Annotated in this window: 15 protein-coding genes; 3 read left to right on the top strand and 12 right to left on the bottom strand. The window is 58.5% G+C overall.

Features of this window, described 5'->3' with window-relative positions; genetic code table 11:
- Positions 1–26 precede the first annotated feature (26 nt).
- Entirely contained in the window at positions 27–965 is a 939-nt protein-coding gene (locus AC07N4_RS09450; protein WP_493065333.1) for a lysozyme inhibitor LprI family protein, read from the top strand.
- A 57-nt stretch (positions 966–1,022) separates the two neighbouring features.
- Positions 1,023–2,216, top strand: coding sequence for a DUF4236 domain-containing protein (locus AC07N4_RS09445; protein ID WP_493065334.1), 1,194 nt, complete (start codon positions 1,023–1,025; stop codon positions 2,214–2,216).
- A gap of 51 nt (positions 2,217–2,267) precedes the next feature.
- On the opposite strand, the gene AC07N4_RS09440 is transcribed toward AC07N4_RS09445, so the two are convergent.
- The 10 genes from AC07N4_RS09440 to AC07N4_RS09395 form a co-directional block, all read right to left on the bottom strand.
- Positions 2,268–3,521, bottom strand: coding sequence for a TerD family protein (locus tag AC07N4_RS09440; protein WP_493065335.1), 1,254 nt, complete (start codon positions 3,519–3,521; stop codon positions 2,268–2,270).
- A gap of 76 nt (positions 3,522–3,597) precedes the next feature.
- The gene (locus AC07N4_RS09435; protein WP_102619553.1) at positions 3,598–4,842 is read right to left on the bottom strand and encodes a VWA domain-containing protein; all 1,245 of its coding nucleotides are present in this window, start codon (positions 4,840–4,842) and stop codon (positions 3,598–3,600) included.
- 74 nt (positions 4,843–4,916) lie between these two features.
- Positions 4,917–6,395 carry an APC family permease gene (locus AC07N4_RS09430; RefSeq protein WP_493065336.1) on the bottom strand — a complete coding sequence of 493 codons (1,479 nt, stop codon included), beginning with the start codon at positions 6,393–6,395 and terminating at the stop codon, positions 4,917–4,919.
- 145 nt (positions 6,396–6,540) lie between these two features.
- Positions 6,541–7,965, bottom strand: a complete 1,425-nt coding sequence (locus AC07N4_RS09425) for a gamma-aminobutyraldehyde dehydrogenase (RefSeq protein WP_493065337.1) — start codon at positions 7,963–7,965, stop codon at positions 6,541–6,543.
- 50 nt (positions 7,966–8,015) lie between these two features.
- Positions 8,016–8,825 (bottom strand): ABC transporter permease, encoded by an 810-nt coding sequence (locus AC07N4_RS09420; protein WP_085647770.1) that lies wholly within the window; start codon positions 8,823–8,825, stop codon positions 8,016–8,018.
- Positions 8,815–9,750 (bottom strand): ABC transporter permease, encoded by a 936-nt coding sequence (locus AC07N4_RS09415; RefSeq protein ID WP_493065338.1) that lies wholly within the window; start codon positions 9,748–9,750, stop codon positions 8,815–8,817. The genes AC07N4_RS09420 and AC07N4_RS09415 overlap by 11 nt, the downstream gene beginning before the upstream one ends.
- Before the next feature lies 1 nt (position 9,751).
- Entirely contained in the window at positions 9,752–10,789 is a 1,038-nt protein-coding gene (locus AC07N4_RS09410) for an ABC transporter ATP-binding protein (RefSeq protein WP_096819314.1), read from the bottom strand.
- Between the two features lie 213 nt (positions 10,790–11,002).
- Complete coding sequence (gene ydcS, locus AC07N4_RS09405) at positions 11,003–12,154, bottom strand: putative ABC transporter substrate-binding protein YdcS (protein ID WP_273538119.1); 1,152 nt, start codon at positions 12,152–12,154, stop codon at positions 11,003–11,005.
- An 82-nt stretch (positions 12,155–12,236) separates the two neighbouring features.
- Complete coding sequence (locus AC07N4_RS09400; protein ID WP_096819316.1) at positions 12,237–13,724, bottom strand: gamma-aminobutyraldehyde dehydrogenase; 1,488 nt, start codon at positions 13,722–13,724, stop codon at positions 12,237–12,239.
- 99 nt (positions 13,725–13,823) lie between these two features.
- A complete protein-coding gene (locus tag AC07N4_RS09395) occupies positions 13,824–14,738 on the bottom strand; it encodes a LysR family transcriptional regulator (protein WP_007954670.1) in 915 nt (304 codons plus the stop codon).
- A 176-nt stretch (positions 14,739–14,914) separates the two neighbouring features.
- On the opposite strand from AC07N4_RS09395, the gene AC07N4_RS09390 reads away from it, so the two are divergent.
- Positions 14,915–15,637, top strand: a complete 723-nt coding sequence (locus AC07N4_RS09390; RefSeq protein WP_493065339.1) for a tellurite resistance TerB family protein — start codon at positions 14,915–14,917, stop codon at positions 15,635–15,637.
- A gap of 52 nt (positions 15,638–15,689) precedes the next feature.
- Here the strand turns inward: AC07N4_RS09390 and AC07N4_RS09385 are convergent, their stop codons facing one another.
- Both AC07N4_RS09385 and AC07N4_RS09380 read right to left on the bottom strand, forming a co-directional pair.
- Positions 15,690–16,820, bottom strand: a complete 1,131-nt coding sequence (locus tag AC07N4_RS09385) for a hypothetical protein (RefSeq protein WP_493065340.1) — start codon at positions 16,818–16,820, stop codon at positions 15,690–15,692.
- Positions 16,821–17,149: 329 nt separating this feature from the next.
- Entirely contained in the window at positions 17,150–17,899 is a 750-nt protein-coding gene (locus AC07N4_RS09380; RefSeq protein ID WP_493065535.1) for a hypothetical protein, read from the bottom strand.
- Between the last annotated feature and the right edge of the window lie 251 nt (positions 17,900–18,150).

The raw sequence follows: 18,150 nt of genomic DNA, 5'->3' as shown, positions 1-18,150 counted from the left end.
TACAAACAACAAGAAAGGACTCGATCATGTTTCGCTCAAGCATAAGCATCAGTATTGCTCTGGTGCTCGCATTTATTTCATTGCACTCCCATGCCACCAGTTTCGACTGCGCCAAAGCGGTGAGCTTCGCGGAAAAATCCATTTGTGCCGATACTGCACTGAGTCTTCTCGATGAACAGCTGAACTCGCAATACGTGCGTGCGCTGGATTCTGCGGCTAACCGTAATCAGGTTCGTATCGAGCAACGTGAATGGCTGCGCTTGCGCGATAACTGCGTAACCGACAGTTGCCTGAGCACATCAATGTCGCAGCGACTCAATCAACTCTCCGGCGCGATACCGCAGTCCGCCAGACCGGCACCCACCAGCGATATCAAACGTGCTGAACCGCGTGTACCTGCTGCGACTGCTCAAGTACCAGCGGTGGCAAGTCCTGTCCCGGCAAACAGTAACGCGCAGGATAATCATCGGGCCGTTCTGTATCTGAAGATCGCCCTGTTCTGCATGGCGGTGTTGTTGCTGATCTGCATCTGGCTACACCGACGTGGCTCGATGACGATCTATCAGGACTACACCGATGCGCTTTTCACCAGCATCACGCCGATTCTGGGTATCGGGTCTTATTTTGTATTTAGCGTCTGGCTGGAGATTCCGAAGAATTACGCGCTGATTGCCGCTTGCGTGCTGGCAGGCCTGATGTCGCTGCAAGTGATCATTCAAACCTACCGCAGCAATGGCGTGTCACTGTTTTTCCTGCTCTCGCTGTTTGCCAAAATCGCCTTGCTGACCTTTTATTTCCTGATGATGGCGTTGCTGCTGTGTGGCGGTGCGCGTACCCGGCAAGACGCACGTCGCCGCCGGGGATGGGCGGTATTTGCAACGACGGCGTTCGTTTTCCTTTCTGGCTGGATGTGTCGTAACCGGCAGTTCTCTTCGATCGACGACTACATCGCCGGCCGAACCTGAACTGCAGAGCGCTGGCCGGGATAGATGTCCCGGCTTTTCAGGATCAAGGAGCTGTTCATGGGGTTTCGTTTCTCCAAACGCATTACGATCATTCCCGGCGTTCGCCTCAACATCAGCGGTTCGGGCGTCAGCACCTCGATTGGTCCGCGCGGCCTGAGTCTCACCATGGCGCGCAACGGCACTTTCTTGAATGCCGGTTTACCCGGTACCGGCTTGTCCTGTCGCGAGCGCATTGATCGGCCGTCGCGTGCCGCTGATCCCCAGGCTACTGGCAACGCCGGCGATTACGCTGGCCAGTTGAAGGTCAAGGTCAGCGACCAGGGTTTGCTGCTGATTACCGACATGGATGACAACGAGTTGTCCCCCGCAATCATCAAGCGTGTGAAGTCGGAGCGTGCGGACTCAATTCAGGCGTTACTGGAGAAAGCCGCGGAAAAAATCAATCGCGATCTTGAAGACTGCCTCGGTGTGCACCTGAGCACGCCGCGCCCTGGGTCGATGCCGCTGATCCCCGCGCCGTTTGCCATCGAGGAGCCGCAGCAACCAGCGCAGAAAGCCCCAGGCCTGATGGACCGAATGTTGCTGCGCAGCGGCAAGATGGCGCGTGATGCGGACGCAGCGCAGCGGCAATATGTTGAGGATCTGAATCGTTGGCAGGCGACTCGGGATGCCCACGAATTTGAGCGCGGCGAGATTGAAAAAACCTTTCGGCTCGCCGCGCGCGGCTTTAGTGCCCAGATGGAGAAGGCATTGAATTACGTGTTGAGCGGAATTGCCTGGCCGAAGGAAACTCAGGTCACTTACGCGTTCTCGCAGGACGTCACCGGCGTCGCACTTGATGTGGATCTACCGGATGAGGGGGACGTGCCACGGCGCGTTGCGGAGGCGCGGGGCAATGGCAAGCTGACATTCAAGAACCGCACAGATGCACAGGTGCGGCGTGACTTTGTTGCGCTGTGCCATGGCTCGCTGTTTCGGGTAATTGGCGAAGTGTTTGCTTTGCTACCGGGGATCGACAAGGTATTGGCGTCTGGCTACATCCAGCGTAATAACGCCGCGAACGGTGTGAGCGAAGAACATTATGTGATCTCCGCATTGGTAACACGATCGCAGTGGGACTCACTGGACTTCGATCAGTTGGAAGCAATTGACCCGGCGGCCACGCTCAACGCGTACGGCGCACGGGTCAAGCTTGATCGTTCAGCTCGTTTTACGCCGGTGCTGCCAATGGAGCTCTCGGTGCTGGACTGAGTGTGATGCCCGCGGAGCAAAGTTGCAGCGCGGGCAGTCAGAGTGGCTGGCTCAAACGTAGCGTTTCGAACCGCTGTTTTGCAGTGGCTCGCCCTTGAACACTTCGGGGCCATCCATTGTGAGCTTGAGCTTTTCGCCGGTGCGGGTCAGCCACGGCGTGGCTTCGCTGCAAGACTCGGAGGTGGCGCCGGACGGGCTGAGCACGATGTGCTCTTGGTCGATTTCGATCAGACCGATCACATAGGTGTAGATCATGTCGCTGTAGTCCTCATCCTCATCATCATGATCTTCGGGGAATTCGAAAGCGCACTCGACGACCTGGTTGCCGTATTCCATGCGCATTTTCGGTTTCAGCGAGGCCACCGACACCGCACCATTATCGACCGCTGAGTACACGCTGCACACCAGCGCCACTTTACCGCCCATGAGCTGCGAGATCGCCGGGTTGATGTCGACGGTCTCCACCGCCGGTTCGCCGGCGCTCGCGCTCATTACATCGCCGGTGTGGAACACGTAAGGATCGAGATCGAACTCGCCACGTTTGTCCGGTGCCTGGATGATCGACATCCGCCCATCAGGGCGCAGGATGCCGATGCGCAGATCGAGGTCGTCGTTGTCGCAGTCGTCACCGTTATCCACCCAAGTGGCACTGACGCGAATGACTTTTGGTGCGGACGGGCCTTTTTCCAGCGAAACCTTGTGGCTGCTGCCGACCTTGTCGAGGGTAATCAGCGACTTTTGCATGCTGACGGCTTTGGCCGGTGGCGGAGGTGGCGCTTCTTCTTCGACTTCAACACCATACAAACCACACAGCCCCGCCAAACCCGAAGCGAAACCCTGCCATACCGAACGCGCCTTGAACTGGCCATTGCGCACGTACAAATCGAGGACGATGATCCCGGTTTCTTTGGCGAAAGGCTCGGGAGCCAATTCCAGTACTTGAGCACCGGCAATCACCGTGGCTCGCAGGTCCTTGACCGCTTCAAACCCGCCGGCACTGCCGTCTTGCGTCAGGGTGATGGCAACTTTCGTGATGTTGGCCGGCAGGCGCGCCAGATCGAAACTGATGCTGTGACTGATCACACTTCCCTGAACCACCGGCGCTGCAAACGTAGCTGCGCCGGACGGATGTTCAGGAACGTTGAAGAACACCATGCCGCTGTCATCCAGCACCTTGCCGGTGTCGCTAAGCAGAAACGCGGTCAGATTGACGTCCAGATTGGCGCCTGCCGCGTGCGTAACCACGACCCGCCCTTGGGCGAGGCTGAGATTGGTGTTTTCACCGGGCTTGAGTGACTGATTCAATTGAGATCCCTATTCCGTGGATAACGTGCAGTACACCGCGTTTGCGATGTGCCTGAGGTGTTGAGCGTTTCGTCGATCAGCGAATGATGTTTTTGGCTTTGGCTTCCTTGAGCCAGGAGGGGAATTCAGCCATCAACTTGTCGTACAGCTGTTCTTCGCTGATGTCGTGCAAGTCATCCAGTGCGAAGAAGCCGCAGTTGTCGACCACACGTCCACTCAGGGTGTCGAGCTTTTCCAGGATGCCGTAGTTGGAGCCGCCGATGCCGACGAACTGCCAGAAAATCCCCTGCTTGGCAGCGTCTACCATCAGTTTGGTAATTTCGCGGTTTTTCGACACGCCGCCGTCACTGATGAAAATCACGAACATCGGCGTCTGCTCATCGGACTGCTGAAACGATGCCAATACTTTTTCGATGACTCGCGGTTCATCGTTGAAGCGACCGCCGACATTCCATTTCTTCCAGCCTTGGCTGTCGGTGTCGATGAAACGCTCATAGTTGCTGAGCGTGACGGGGGAGAGTTGCAGTGGTTTCTCGGCGAATGCCCAGCATTCCAGTTCGCCGTCTTCATCGAACGATACGGCCAGCGGGATGACCCGGTTGAGCACTTCCTGCACCCGGCCACGGGAATACTGGCCGTTCATCGAGCCGGTTGCGTCGAGCACCAACACCACGCGGGCTTTGGTTTCAGTGAGGTTGGCTTTCTCCAGGCTGACTTGCGCTTTCTTGGCCAGGCTGACCAATTGCGGGGCAGCATCGCCGACGCGTTTCTCCAGAGAGACCTTCGCTGATATCGGCGCCGGTGGGGCTTCTTCAGCAATTTCACCACCAAAATGTCGAACCAGCGCATCCAGACCTTCGGCATAACCTTGCAGGTTGGCCGCGATGCGCCACTCACCGTCCTTGCGATACAGATCGGCGACCATGATCGCCTTCTCGCCAGTGAAATCGGCCCCCGAGAACGGGCAAGTTGCAAGCGTCTCGCCGACCGGGCTGAGCACTTCGAAGCTGCTGGCGCGAATGTCCTTCATCGCGCCAGCGCCGTCGATTGAGGCTGTGAACACCAGACGCTCGATCGATGCCGGGAGCGAATCGAGGTTGATGGCGAAGCGGCCGCCATCGGTGATCCTGATGCTGGCGCAGGGCGTACTCGGTTGATTGAAAAAGACCATGTAGCGGTCATCCGAAAGCTTGCCTTGCGCATCGACGCCGAAGCAGACGAAGTCGATCACTTGCGCGGCGTCGATCCTGATCGAGAGCGTCAGTGCGCGTCCTTGAAGAATCTTTGATAACGGCAACCGTTGCCCTTGGCTGATCTGCATGTGTGACTTCCTTGAAATTTTGAATTCGGTGCCTTTCGACGCGACGGGTAATCTCGCCGAAAAGCACTGCGAAATCAAATTGACCAGGCGTCTCCCGCCGGCGCTTTGCCGTGGTCATACGGCTTGCCAATCCACATGTAAATCAACCCCAGACCAATCACGATCGCCGTGCTCAGCACCATCGCGTAATTGATGTACCACGCCGCATCCGGCGTGCGTGGCCAGGCCATGTTGATGATTGCGCCGACGCCGTACACCAGCGCGCCGATGTTCACCGGCCAGCCCCTGGCGCCGAGGGTGAATTTGCCGCTCGGTTTCCAGCCTTTGCTGCGGGCGTACAGGGCGGCGAGGACGATCATCTGGAACGCGAGGTAGATGCCGATGGCGGCGAAGCTGACGATGGTGGCCACGGCGTCTTGCAGGAAGAATCCGAGGGCGATGATCAGGCCGGGCAGGACGCCGGACACGAACAGCGCAGCAACCGGCACTTGGGTCGTAGGAGAAATCTTTTTCAGCAGTCGGCTACCGATGACCATTTCATCGCGAGCGTAGGAGTACAGCAGACGACTCGCCGCCGCTTGCAGGCTGATGACGCAGGAGATGAAGGAAATCATCACCACGCCCATCACCACTTTCGAACCGACCGGGCCGAAGGCGTTGTTGAGGATGGTGGTGACCGGGTCCTTGTCGGTGCCGTTGATCACCGCTTGCATGTCCGGCACGGCGAGGATCAGCGCCAGGCAAGCGAACATCGCAGCGATGCCGCCGATGTAGATGGTCATGCGCATGGCCACCGGGATTTTCTTGCTCGGGTTCGGGGTTTCTTCGGCCACGTCGCCGCAGGCCTCGAAGCCGTAGTAGAGGAACATCCCCGCCAGCGACGCGGTGAGAAACGCCGGAAGATAGGAGCCATCGACACTGATGTCGAAAGTGTTGAACAGCACGCTGATCGGTTGGTGGCGCTCGAAAATCAGCAGGTACACGCCGACGATCACCGCACCCACCAGTTCACAGAGGAAGCCGAACATGGCGATCCGCGCCAGCACCTTGGTGCCGCTGAGGTTCACCAGCGTGGCGAACAGCGTCAGCACCAGGGCGATGACGATGTTGGTGTTGTTGCTCGGCTCAAACCCCAGCATGGCGGCGAGGTACGGGCCGGCGCCGACCGCAACGGCGGCGATGGTCACGCACAGGGCGATGGAGTAGATCCAGCCGACCATCCACGCCCATTTCTTGCCCACCAGACGCCGCGCCCAAGGATAAACACCACCGGAAATCGGGAACTGCGACACCACTTCGCCGAAGATCAGGCACACCAGCAATTGACCGCAACCGACCAGCAAATAGGCCCAGAACATCGGCGGCCCGCCAGCGGCCAGGCACAGGCCGAACAGGGTATAAACCCCTACGACCGGTGACAGATAAGTGAAGCCCAGCGCGAAGTTTTCCCACAGGCTCATGCTGCGGTTGAAGTTGGAGGTGTAGCCCAGTTGGCGCAGTTGTTCGGCATCGCTGTCGGCAACGGCGGCTGAGAGATCGGGTGATGCACTCATGTGTGTTTGCTCCGTGAAATCGGCAGATTTCGGATGGCCGAAACCGTGGCGGGGCCTGGTGAGCGCCGCCCGGATCGGTAGTTATTGTTTTGAATGCCTGGTGATGCGGATGACCGGTTTCTGCCTTGAAACCGGGGGAATGCTTTTAGTGTTTGAACATCACATGCCGAACCGTGGTGTAGTCCTCTAGCCCGTACATGGACATGTCCTTGCCGTAGCCGGATAGTTTCTGACCGCCATGAGGCATTTCGCTGACAAGCATGAAGTGCGTATTCACCCAGGTGCAGCCGTACTGCAAACGGGCGGACAGGCGATGGGCGCGCCCTACATCCGCCGTCCACACAGAGGAAGCGAGGCCGTAGTCCGAATCGTTGGCCCATTCCAGCGCCTGGGCTTCATCGGTGAATTTGGTCACCGACACCACCGGCCCGAACACTTCGCGACGGACGATCTCGTCGTCCTGCTGTGCATCGGCCAGCACGGTCGGCTCGAAGAAGAAACCGTTGCCGTCCACAGCCTTGCCACCGGTGATCAAGCGAATGTGCGGTTGCGCCACGGCGCGTTCGACAAACCCGGCCACGCGGTCGCGATGCTGGGCGGTGATCAGCGGCCCGAGTTCGGTCGACGGATCATCCTGCAAGCCGTACTTGATGCTGCTGACCGCTGCGCCGAGCTTCTCGACGAACTTGTCGTAGATGCCTTGCTGGGCGTAGATCCGGCACGCGGCAGTGCAATCCTGGCCGGCGTTGTAGAAGCCGAACGTGCGAATACCTTCGACCGCAGCATCAATGTCGGCATCGTCGAAGATGATCACCGGGGCCTTGCCGCCCAGTTCCATGTGCATGCGTTTGACGCTGTCGGCGGTGCTGGAAATGATGTTCGAGCCGGTGGCGATGGAGCCGGTCAGCGACACCATGCGCACTTTCGGATGGGTCACCAGCGGACTGCCCACGCTCGGCCCACGACCAAACACCAGATTGAGCACACCGGCCGGGAAAATATCCGACGCCAGTTCGGCCAGACGCAACGCGGTCAGCGGGGTTTGTTCCGACGGCTTGAGCACCACGGTATTACCGGCGGCGAGGGCCGGGGCGATTTTCCAGGCGACCATCATCAACGGGTAGTTCCACGGCGCAATGGAGGCGATCACGCCCACCGGGTCGCGGCGGATCATCGAGGTGTGACCGGGCAGGTATTCGCCGCCGGCCGAACCGCTCATGCAACGGCTGGCGCCGGCGAAGAAACGGAACACGTCGGCTATCGCCGGGATCTCGTCGTTCAGCGCAGCGCTGTAGGGTTTGCCGCAGTTGTCCGATTCCAGTTTTGCCAGTTCTTCGCCGTGGGCTTCGATGGCGTCGGCGAGTTTGAGCAGCAACAGCGAACGGTCTTTCGGCGTGGTCTGCGACCATTCGGCGAAGGCACTGTCGGCGGCGCGCACGGCGGCATCGACCTGGGCTTCGCTGGCCTCGTTGATTTCCACCAGCACTTCACCGCGCGCCGGATTGAGTACCGGTTGCGCCGGGCCTTCGCCGTTGACCAGTTGGCCGTTGATCAAGAGTTTGGTTTGCATGTTGTTGTCCTCTTTCTACTGCAAATTCAGGGTGGGAAAGGTCAGGGAAATCATTTGCCGCCGCTGCCGGCCACGCTCTCGCCACCCCGGGTCAGGTAGTAGGCGCCGAGGATCGGCAGCATGGTCACCAGCATCACCAGCATCGCCACGACGTTGGTCACCGGCACGTCCCGTGGGCGGCTCAGTTGATTGAGCAACCACAGCGGCAAGGTGCGTTCGTGGCCGGCGGTGAAGGTGGTGACGATGATTTCGTCGAACGACAGCGCAAACGCGAGCATGCCGCCGGCGAGCAACGCCGAGCCGAGGTTCGGCAGGATGATGTAGCGGAAGGTCTGCCAGCCGTCGGCACCGAGATCCATCGACGCCTCGATCAGGCTGTGGGAGGTGCGGCGCAAACGGGCGATGACGTTGTTGTAGACGATCACCACACAGAAGGTCGCGTGGCCGACGATGATGGTGAACATCCCCGGCTCGATCCCCAGTGTCTTGAAGGTCGCCAGCAGCGCAATCCCGGTGATGATCCCCGGCAACGCAATCGGCAGGATCAGCATCAGCGAAATGCCCTGTTTGCCAAAGAAGTCCCGGCGGTACAACGCCGCCGAAGCGAGGGTGCCAAGCACCATCGCGATCAGCGTGGCAATGGCTGCGATCTGCAACGACAGCTTGATCGCTTCCAGCACGTCCGGCCGGGAAAACGCCACGCTGAACCAGTGCAGCGTGAAGCCTTTGGGTGGAAAACTGAACGCTGCGTCTTCAGTGTTGAAGGCGTAAAGGAAGATGATCAGGATCGGGAAGTGCAGAAACACCAGCCCGCCCCAGGCTGCGATTTTTAAGCCAATTGAGGCCTTTTCAGAGTGCATCGAAGGCCCCCAGTCGTTTGACGATGGACAGGTAAATGGCGATCAGCACGATCGGCACCAGCGTGAATGCAGCAGCCATTGGCATGTTGCCGATTGCACCTTGTTGCGCGTAGACCATGCTGCCGACGAAGTAGCCCGGCGGGCCCACCAGTTGCGGCACGATGAAGTCGCCCAAGGTCAGCGAAAACGTGAAGATCGAACCGGCGGCAATGCCCGGCACTGACAGCGGCAGGATCACTTGCATAAAGGTCTGACGTGGCTTCGCCCCGAGGTCGGCGGAGGCTTGCAGCAGCGATGGCGGCAAGCGTTCCAGCGAAGCCTGGATCGGCAGGATCATGAACGGCAGCCAGATGTAGACGAACACCATGAACCGGCCCAGGTGCGAGGTCGACAAGGTGCTGCCGCCCACCCCGGGGATCCCCAGAATGAACTGCAGAACCGGTTCCAGCCCCAGGTGCTGAACGAACCACTGCGCGACACCGCCCTTGGCCAGCAGCAGCGTCCAGGCGTAGGCCTTGACGATGTAACTGGCCCACATCGGCATCATCACCGCGATGTAGAAAAACGCCTTGGTCTTGCCGGTGGTGTAGCGCGCCATGTAGTAGGCAATCGGAAACGCGACGATGGCGCTGGCGACCGACACCACGACGGCCATGCTCAGGGTGCGCAGGATGATGTCGAAGTTCGACGGCTGAAACAGCGCGGCGAAGTTGGCCAGGGTCAGGTCCGGCGTGACCGCCATGGTGAAGTCGTCGAAGGTGTAGAAACCTTGCCACAGCAGCACCAGCAGCGACCCCAGATAGATCGCGCCGAACCACAGCAGCGGCGGCACCAGCAGCATCGACAGATAGAGGTTCGGCTTGCGATAGAGCAGGTTGGAAAACCTGCGCAACGGCGCCGATTGAGGGAGGACGAGGGCGGTCATGTCACACCCCGCTCGCAACGGTGTCGTGCAGTGGAATCATCGCTTCCCGCGCCCAGCGTGCGCTGATGCGCTGACCGGTCTGGTGTTGCGCGCTGCTGTCGATCCACTGATTGTTGGCGTGGCTGATGCTCAGGGTCTGGCCGTTTTCCAGGGTCAGTTCATAGCGCGTGGCGCTGCCCTGATACTGGATGTCATGGAGCAGGCCGCTGACTTCGATTTCATGACTGGCCAGCGGGCCTTCGGCGAAACGCACGTGTTCAGGGCGGATCGAAAACGGCTGCGGATGACCGCTGAGCTGGCGCGCCAGATCGCCGCGAATCACGTTCGAGGTACCGACGAATTCGGCGACGAACGTCGTGGTGGGTTTCATGTACAGATTGCGCGGGGTGTCGACCTGCTCGATGCGACCCTTGTTGAACACGGCCACACGGTCGGACATCGACAGTGCTTCAGTCTGGTCGTGAGTGACGAAGATGAACGTGATGCCGAGCTGGCGTTGCAGCTTCTTCAGTTCGCTCTGCATCTGTTCGCGCAGCTTCAGGTCGAGGGCGCCCAACGGTTCGTCGAGCAACAGCACTCGCGGGCGATTGACCAAGGCGCGGGCGAGGGCGACACGCTGGCGCTGGCCGCCGGACAACTGCACCGGTTTGCGGGCGCCGTAGCCGCCGAGGGCGACCATGTCCAACGCTTCTTCGGCGCGCTTGTGGCGCTCGTTCTTGTTCACGCCTTTGACTTTCAAACCGTAGGCCACGTTGTCCAGCACGTTCATGTGTGGGAACAGCGCGTAATCCTGAAACACCGTGTTGACGTCGCGTTGATAGGGCGGCAAACCGGCGGCTTCGGCGCCGTGAATGCGGATCGAGCCAGCGCTCGGTTGTTCGAACCCGGCGATCAGGCGCAGGCACGTGGTCTTGCCCGAACCGGAGGGGCCGAGCATGGAAAAGAACTCGCCGTCCTGGATATCGATGGAAACCCGGTCAACGGCTTTCACTTCGCCGAACTGCCGGGAAACGTTGGTGAACTGGACTGCAAGCGTCATGGTGCGGTGCTCCAAAAAGGCGAGGGCCATCGCAGCGGCCCTGCCTGGACTTCTGAAAAACAGTGTTCGAATTGATCGTTCCCACGCTCTGCGTGGGAATGCAGCCCGTGATGCTCTGCGTCAGCTCATGCGAATGGACGCGGAGCGTCCGGTGATGCATTCCCACGCAGACGGATCGACGCCTCGACGTGGGAACGATCGGTGTGTGGGCGATTACCTACCGCCCATAATCGCAATGTAGTCCTGCGTCCACCGGCTATACGGCACAAACTTCCCACCCTCAGCCTGCGGCGTTTTCCAGAAAGCGATCTTGTCGAACTGATCAAACCCGTTGGTCTTGCAACCCTCGGCCCCGAGCAACTCACTGCCTTGACACGCCGCCGGAACCGCCGGCAACGAACCGAACCATGCCGCCACATCACCCTGGACTTTCGGCTGCAGCGACCAGTCCATCCACTTGTAGGCGCAGTTCGGGTGCTTGGCCTCGGCGTGCAGCATGGTGGTATCGGCCCAACCGGTGGCGCCTTCTTTCGGCACGGTCGAAGCGATCGGTTGCTTGTCGTTGATCAGGCCGTTGACCTGATACGGCCAGGCGCTGGACGCGACCACGCCTTCGTTCTTGAAATCGCTCATCTGCACGGTGGTGTCGTGCCAGTAGCGGTGGATCAGCTTCTGCTGGGCGCGCAACAGTTCGAGCACAGCTTTGTACTGATCTTCGGTGAGCTGGTACGGATCCTTGATCCCCAGCTCAGGCTTGGTGGATTTCAGGTAGAGCGCCGCGTCGGCGATGTAGATCGGGCCGTCGTAGGCTTGCACACGGCCCTTGTTCGACTTGCCGTCAGGCAGATTCTGTTCGGCGAATACCACGTTCCAGCTGGTCGGCGCGGTCTTGAACACGTTGGAGTTGTACATCAGCACGTTCGGGCCCCACTGGTACGGGGTGCCGTAGGTTTCCTTGTTGACCACATACCACGGCGCGTCTTTCAGGCGTGGGTCGAGGGTTTTCCAGTTCGGGATCAACGCAGTGTTGATCGGTTGCACACGCTTGCCGACGATCAACCGCAGCGATGCATCGCCCGACGCGGTCACCAGGTCGTAACCGCCCTTGGCCATCAGGCTGACCATTTCGTCGGAGGTGGCAGCGGTTTTCACGTTCACCTTGCAGCCGGTTTCTTTCTCGAAACCGGTCACCCAGTCGTAGGCCTTGTCGCTTTCACCGCGTTCGATGTAACCGGGCCAGGCGACGATATCCAGCTGGCCTTCGCCGGCGCCGACGGCTTTCAGCGGCTCGGCGGCCTGCAGGCTGGCGCTGGCCAGCAGGGCCGTGGTGATTGCACTGAGCAGTGCGGTCTTGTGCACGAACATGGTGAACCCTCTTCTTTAAATTATGGTCGGGGCAGTTGTGAACGCGGTGAAGCATGCCGTGGTCGGCTTGTTATTAGCGTAGTCAGAGATGCTGGCCGTGGCGGGCCATGATGTGCCGCACCACGCTGTAGTCCTGTAGCGAATCGCTGGATAAGTCTTTGCCGTAGCCGGAGCGTTTCAGCCCGCCGTGGGGCATTTCGCTGACCAGCATGAAATGGCTGTTGATCCAGGTGCAGCCGTATTGCAGGCGTGCGGCGACCTGCATTGCTTTATCAAGGTTCTGCGTCCACACCGACGAAGCGAGGCCGTATTCCGAGTCGTTGGCCCAATCCACCGCTTGCGCCAGTTCGTCGAAGCGGGTCACGGTCACCACCGGGCCGAACACTTCGCGCTGGACGATTTCATCGCTCTGTTTGCAACCCGCCAGCAGGGTTGGCTGATAGAAGAACCCGGCGCCGGAATGCACTGCCGCACCGGTCACTCGTTCGATGTGCGGCTGACCGAGGGCGCGCTCGACGAAACTGGCCACACGGTCGCGCTGACGGGTGCTGATCAGCGGGCCGATCTCGTTGTCGGCGTCGCGTTTGCCGGCGAAGCGCAGGCTGCTGACCGCCGCGCCGAGTTCGGCGACCAATTTGTCGTGAATCCCGGCCTGGGCGTAGATCCGGCAAGCCGCCGTGCAATCCTGCCCGGCGTTGTAATAGCCGTAAGTGCGCACGCCTTCGACCACAGCTTTGAGATCCGCATCGTTGCAAACGATCACCGGGGCCTTGCCGCCGAGTTCGAGGTGGGTGCGTTTCAGGGTTTTGGCGGCGGCTTGGAGGATTTTCTGGCCGGTGACGATATCGCCGGTCAGCGACACCATGCGCACTTTCGGATGACCGACCAGGTGACTGCCAACGCCTTCGCCGCCACCGCAGACGATATTGATCACCCCGCGTGGCAGAATCTCGGCCAGTGCCGGAGCCAGCGCCAGAATCGACAGCGGCGTGTGCTCGGACGGCTTGAACACCAGCGTATTGCCGGCGGCGAGGGCCGGGGCGATCTTCCACGCGGCCATCATGATCGGGTAGTTCCACGGCGCAATCGAAGCGACGACGCCAATCGGATCGCGGCGCACCATGCTGGTGTAGCCCGGCACGTATTCGCCGCTGAGCTGGCCGGTCTGGCAGCGCACGGCGCCAGCGAAAAAGCGAAACACATCGACCGTGGCGGTCAAATCGTCCTGCCGCGCCAGATGCAGCGGCTTGCCGCAGTTCAGGGCTTCGAGGCGGGCGAGGTGATCGGCGTGTTTTTCGACGGCGCTGGCGATTTCCAGCAGCAAGTTGGAGCGTTGTTGCGGAGTCGTGCGTGACCACTCGGCAAAGGCGCGGTGGGCGGCGAGGATGGCGGCTTCGACTTGCTCGGTGCTGGCTTCGGCGATCTGTGTCAGGACTTCACCGGTGGCCGGGTTGAGGATCGGTTCGACAAATCCTTGCCCGGCGACCAGTTCGCCGTCGATCAGCAACGCGGTGTGCATGTGGGTCTGCGCGCCAGCCATTTTCCGTGATCTCTTTTCTTGTATGGCCATGTTGCTCCCTGTTCCGGGAGCCGACCGTCTTATAGATGCAGCAAGACTAGTGCGCGGCTCCGGGGTCGACAAATTCTAAATACTGAAGGTGGCATTCGATTAAATAGATGGCTTGCGTCCGCCGTGGGGCTGTTCGCGGGCCACAGTCAGGAACGGGTCGACCAGCGCAGGGCGTGCGGTGCCACGGCGCCAGGCCAGACCGACGTCGAGGGTCTGGTTGAGGTCGGCAATCGGTCGGGCTTCGATGATGTCGCCTTCCAATGACCATGGGCGGTAGGTCATGTCGGGCTGGATCGACACACCCAGGCCCGCTGCGACCAGACTTCGCACCGCCTCTGTGGACGCGGTTCTGAGGGTGATCTTCGGTTGCAGCCCGGCACCGCGCCACAGGCGTTGGGCGTTGCGATCCATCTCGTCGACGTTCAGTTGAATCAAGGGCTCCCGGGCGACGTCGGCGAGGTTGATGCTGTCGTGTTCCAGCAGCGGATGCTGGGCCGGCAGCCACAAACGGTGCGGTGAATGGGTCAGCACTTCCGTCTGCAAGGCGTGGCGGTCTTCGAGGTTGGAGAGGATCAACACCCCGACATCGATCTCGCCGCTGACCAGCAGATGCTCGATGTATGGCCGCTCGTCCTCCATCACCCGGATCTCGACGTTGGGGTACGCACGCTGGAAACGAGTGAGCAAATCCGCCAGGTAATAACCGGCCACCAGACTGGTCACGCCGACGATTAACTGTCCGGCGACCTGATCGGTGCTTTGTTGCAGGCTGCGTTTGGCGTTGTCCACGGTCGCCAGAATCAGGTGCGCCTGACGCAGGAACTGGTGTCCCTGATGCGTCAGCGTCATGCCCTTTGCGTGGCGATTGAACAGGCTGACGCCGATTTCTTCCTCCAGTTGCTGGATGGCCAGGGTCAGGGTCGATTGGGAAATGAACGCGGTTTGCGCGGCGGCGGAGATCGAGCCGGTCTCGGCCACGGCGATGAAATGGCGGATCTGACGCAAGGTCATCATGGAAGGATTACCCGGTGGGCGGTTTTTATAGATTGCCTCGAGTGTATATCTATTTTCGCGAAGGACTGCGGTGAGCCAGGCAACATCTGGAAGCACACTCGCACCCAAACGACGGGCACTTTCGAACTAGGCTGAGGGCCTTATTGATCCGGATAACCCCTGTTTGGAGGCGGAACATGAACACCCGTGGATTGCTCGATCAACTCCTCAAGTCCGGCCAGGATCTGCTGCAGAACAAGGCGGGCGGGGCACAGAACAAACCGGCGGCCGGTGGTTTGGGCAGCTTGCTTGGCGGATCCTCCAGTCATGGCGCACTTGGCGGTTTGCTGTCAGGCGCAGGCGGCGGTGCCCTGGCGGCCGGCGCCATGGGCCTGCTGCTGGGCAGTAAAAAGGCCCGCAAGGTTGGCGGTAAAGTCGCCATTTACGGCGGCCTCGCCGCACTGGGCGTGATCGCCTACAAAGCCTACGGCAACTGGAACGCGCAAAAAGGCACCGCCCCGCAGAACGAACCGCAAACCCTGGATCGCCTGCCACCGGCGCAAGTCGAACAACACAGCCAGGCCATCCTCAAAGCCCTGGTCGCCGCAGCCAAGGCCGACGGCCACATCGACGACCGCGAACGCCAACTGATCGAAGGCGAATTCACCAGGCTCGACAACGACCAGGAACTCAAACACTGGCTCCACGCCGAACTCAACAAACCCCTCGACCCTACCGACGTCGCCCGCGCGGCGAGCACGCCGGAGATGGCCGCCGAGATGTACGTGGCGAGCGTGATGATGGTGGATGAGGAGAACTTTATGGAGAAGGCGTATCTGGATGAGCTGGCGAAGCAGTTGAAGCTGGAGCCGGGGTTGAAGGTGGAGTTGGAGAGGCAGGTGAGGGTGGCGACCCTCTAAGTTATTGAGTCAAGGCTGCATCAGTGCAGCCCTGTTGTCTTGAGTGGCATGACTACGCACGTTTCTTGCCACTTCCCTTATTCAGATAAACCAGGGCAAAGATCTCCGTAATGGCTCGTTGGGGTGTGCGCCGCTTGAGCGCTCGAACTTCCTCGCTCAAACGGATAAGGTCTTCGCTAGGCTTTGCCCATTGTTCTTCAGGCAGCGGCTCGGACCAGGAGCGCATGGCATCAGGCAATGCTCTACGCCCGACTTTTGCGATTCGACGTACTTCCCATTCGACAAGAAGGTTGGGCAAGGTCCAGAACGTCATAGCGTGGTAGAGATACCAGAAAAAGGCGTAAATCCAACCGACTTCCTTTTCACGTATACGGCGATGCAGACGCGCTCGGGCATTGCGCAAGGTGTGCATGCCTTCGTGGGGCGGATCATCGGGGCCTTGCAAATCCATGGGGTCTTGAATGCTTTTGAGGTCGTGGACTTCGTATTCCATATACGCGCGAACGGCTTCCCAGTGGGCAATCGCCAATGGCATCCCACCGCACCTGAATTCAACACTGACCCATTGTCCTTGATGGTCAAAACCCATACCCATGCCGTACTGGCGACGTACCCCGTATTGGCTGGCGCCTTGTGCCTGGACGACCCAGGCGCAAAGGGATTCCCAAGGGACGAAGACCGGCGCCTCGGCGCCCGTTGGCATGAAGCAGACTTCCCGGCGCTGGCGGTTGAAACGGGTCGGTATGACTTTGGTATATTTTCTGTGGTTGTAAAACCACACGGTGAGACCGATGCCCAGGCCGGAGAGAAACATCCAGATGGCGGGCTCTCGAGTAGCAATAAAAAGATCCGAGCTGAACTCCAAAGCGTCCTTCGATGCGTAACCGCTCGTCGCAACGATGAGTCCGACCAGCAGCGGAATACCCAAAACAATAAAGAGCGCAGCAGTAAATGGCCCACCCAGTGTCATTTGCCAGGAGAACACTTGAGGCTTGCCGCCACCGAAATCCAGATACGTATCGTTGAGATCACTCACGTGAGGGCTGTGTGGCGTTGAGTCAGTGGGCAACGGCAAAGGTGCCAGATAGGTCGTGCTGCCCAAGGGAAAGTGCTCGATATCTCCGGCACGGTAGCGTTTCGTTTTTTTCGGATCGAACGGCTCCGATACAAGGGCTTCAGACATGCGTAGCAGATTCCAGCATCAGAGGCTCCAAGGGGAGCAGAGGTGCGTGCAGAGGAAAAGGTAGCTGATCTATTTTTAGAAACAAATATTTCACTTGTTCTGTAACTTTTAGAAGTTGATATTCTGACTTGCTAAAGTTGGCTCTGTGTTATGAGATTTTTCTTGAGTAGAAAGGTTTAAGGCTTTTCTGTACTAAAAAGGTGACAAATTTATTATTCTATAAAATAAATCTGTCACCTTTTTATGATTTTTTAATGGTTTTTCTGAAGGGGTCGTGTTTTTTTAATTCCATTGTTTGTGGTTTTCTTGTCGTTTTGCTTGCATTTTTGTCAATCAGTGCTTAGCGGTACATCGACCTTGGCGGTGATGAAGGGCACGTCTTTGGATAAGTAGGGTTTAATCAGGTTGGCTACAGTTTTTTTTTGTTTGTTGCCGCAGAAAATGTTCAGGTTCCAGTTCGTTTTATGGTTGTCGCCGTCTTGAATGACGCTGTACTTTAAATCTACGACTTCTCTGTTTGTAGCGATAGCCAGTTGGGTGATGTCTTCCCATCTGTATGCGTAGTGGTGATGTTGGGTGTGCATTTCTTGGTAGTTTTTCGAGTTGATCAACAGGAGGTAAGTCAAGCCCATGCCGACCGGTCCTATCAGGGCACCTATCAAAAAAGCAGGATCAATAACGGCCAGCAGAATGAAAGCGATTGCTGTTATTCCGGAGAACCATTTGGGAAATGTGAAAGTATATTTGGGGAGGTCCTTCCACTTGCAATATTCTATCCCTGACCGGGTAAGACGGTAAGCGAAATTCATTTTTTGATGGGTGATTGATATTAATGAAATGCCCACTGTAATGAAAAATAGAGAGGTCAATGTTGCACTGAAAACAGGATCATCGTCCATGCTTTGATATATAAAAAATGAAGCTGCTGTTATGGCGATTAGGCAGGCAAAAAACATTAAATTGGCAACAAAAGTGTTGTAGTTTCTTGCTCGGATTGTCCATTCCAATAATGCTGGTTCTTTTTCATGCTCCCAATGTAGCTGCGGAGGCAGTGCTGGTGGCTTTTCAAAATTTAACATGGTGGCGTTCATTGGTTATCTCAATAGAAAAAAGGTGACAGATCTATTTTTTAGATATTAAATCTGTCATTTTTTCTTTATGTAGCGCTTGCTCCATCCCCGGCGAGGTCAGGAATTCGCTCGCCGGAGATTTTCAATGCAAATTCGGCCTTGGCTGGTTGAAAGATCCGGACTTTGGGCAGTGGCAGCTTTGGACAAAAAAGGTGACAGATTTATTATTCTATAAAATAAATCTGTCACCTTTTTAAATC

The organism is Pseudomonas sp. GW821-FHT09E04 (genome assembly GCF_059416185.1).
The sequence above is the reverse complement of the archived record's forward strand: the minus strand, read 5'-3'. Positions and strand labels throughout refer to the sequence as shown.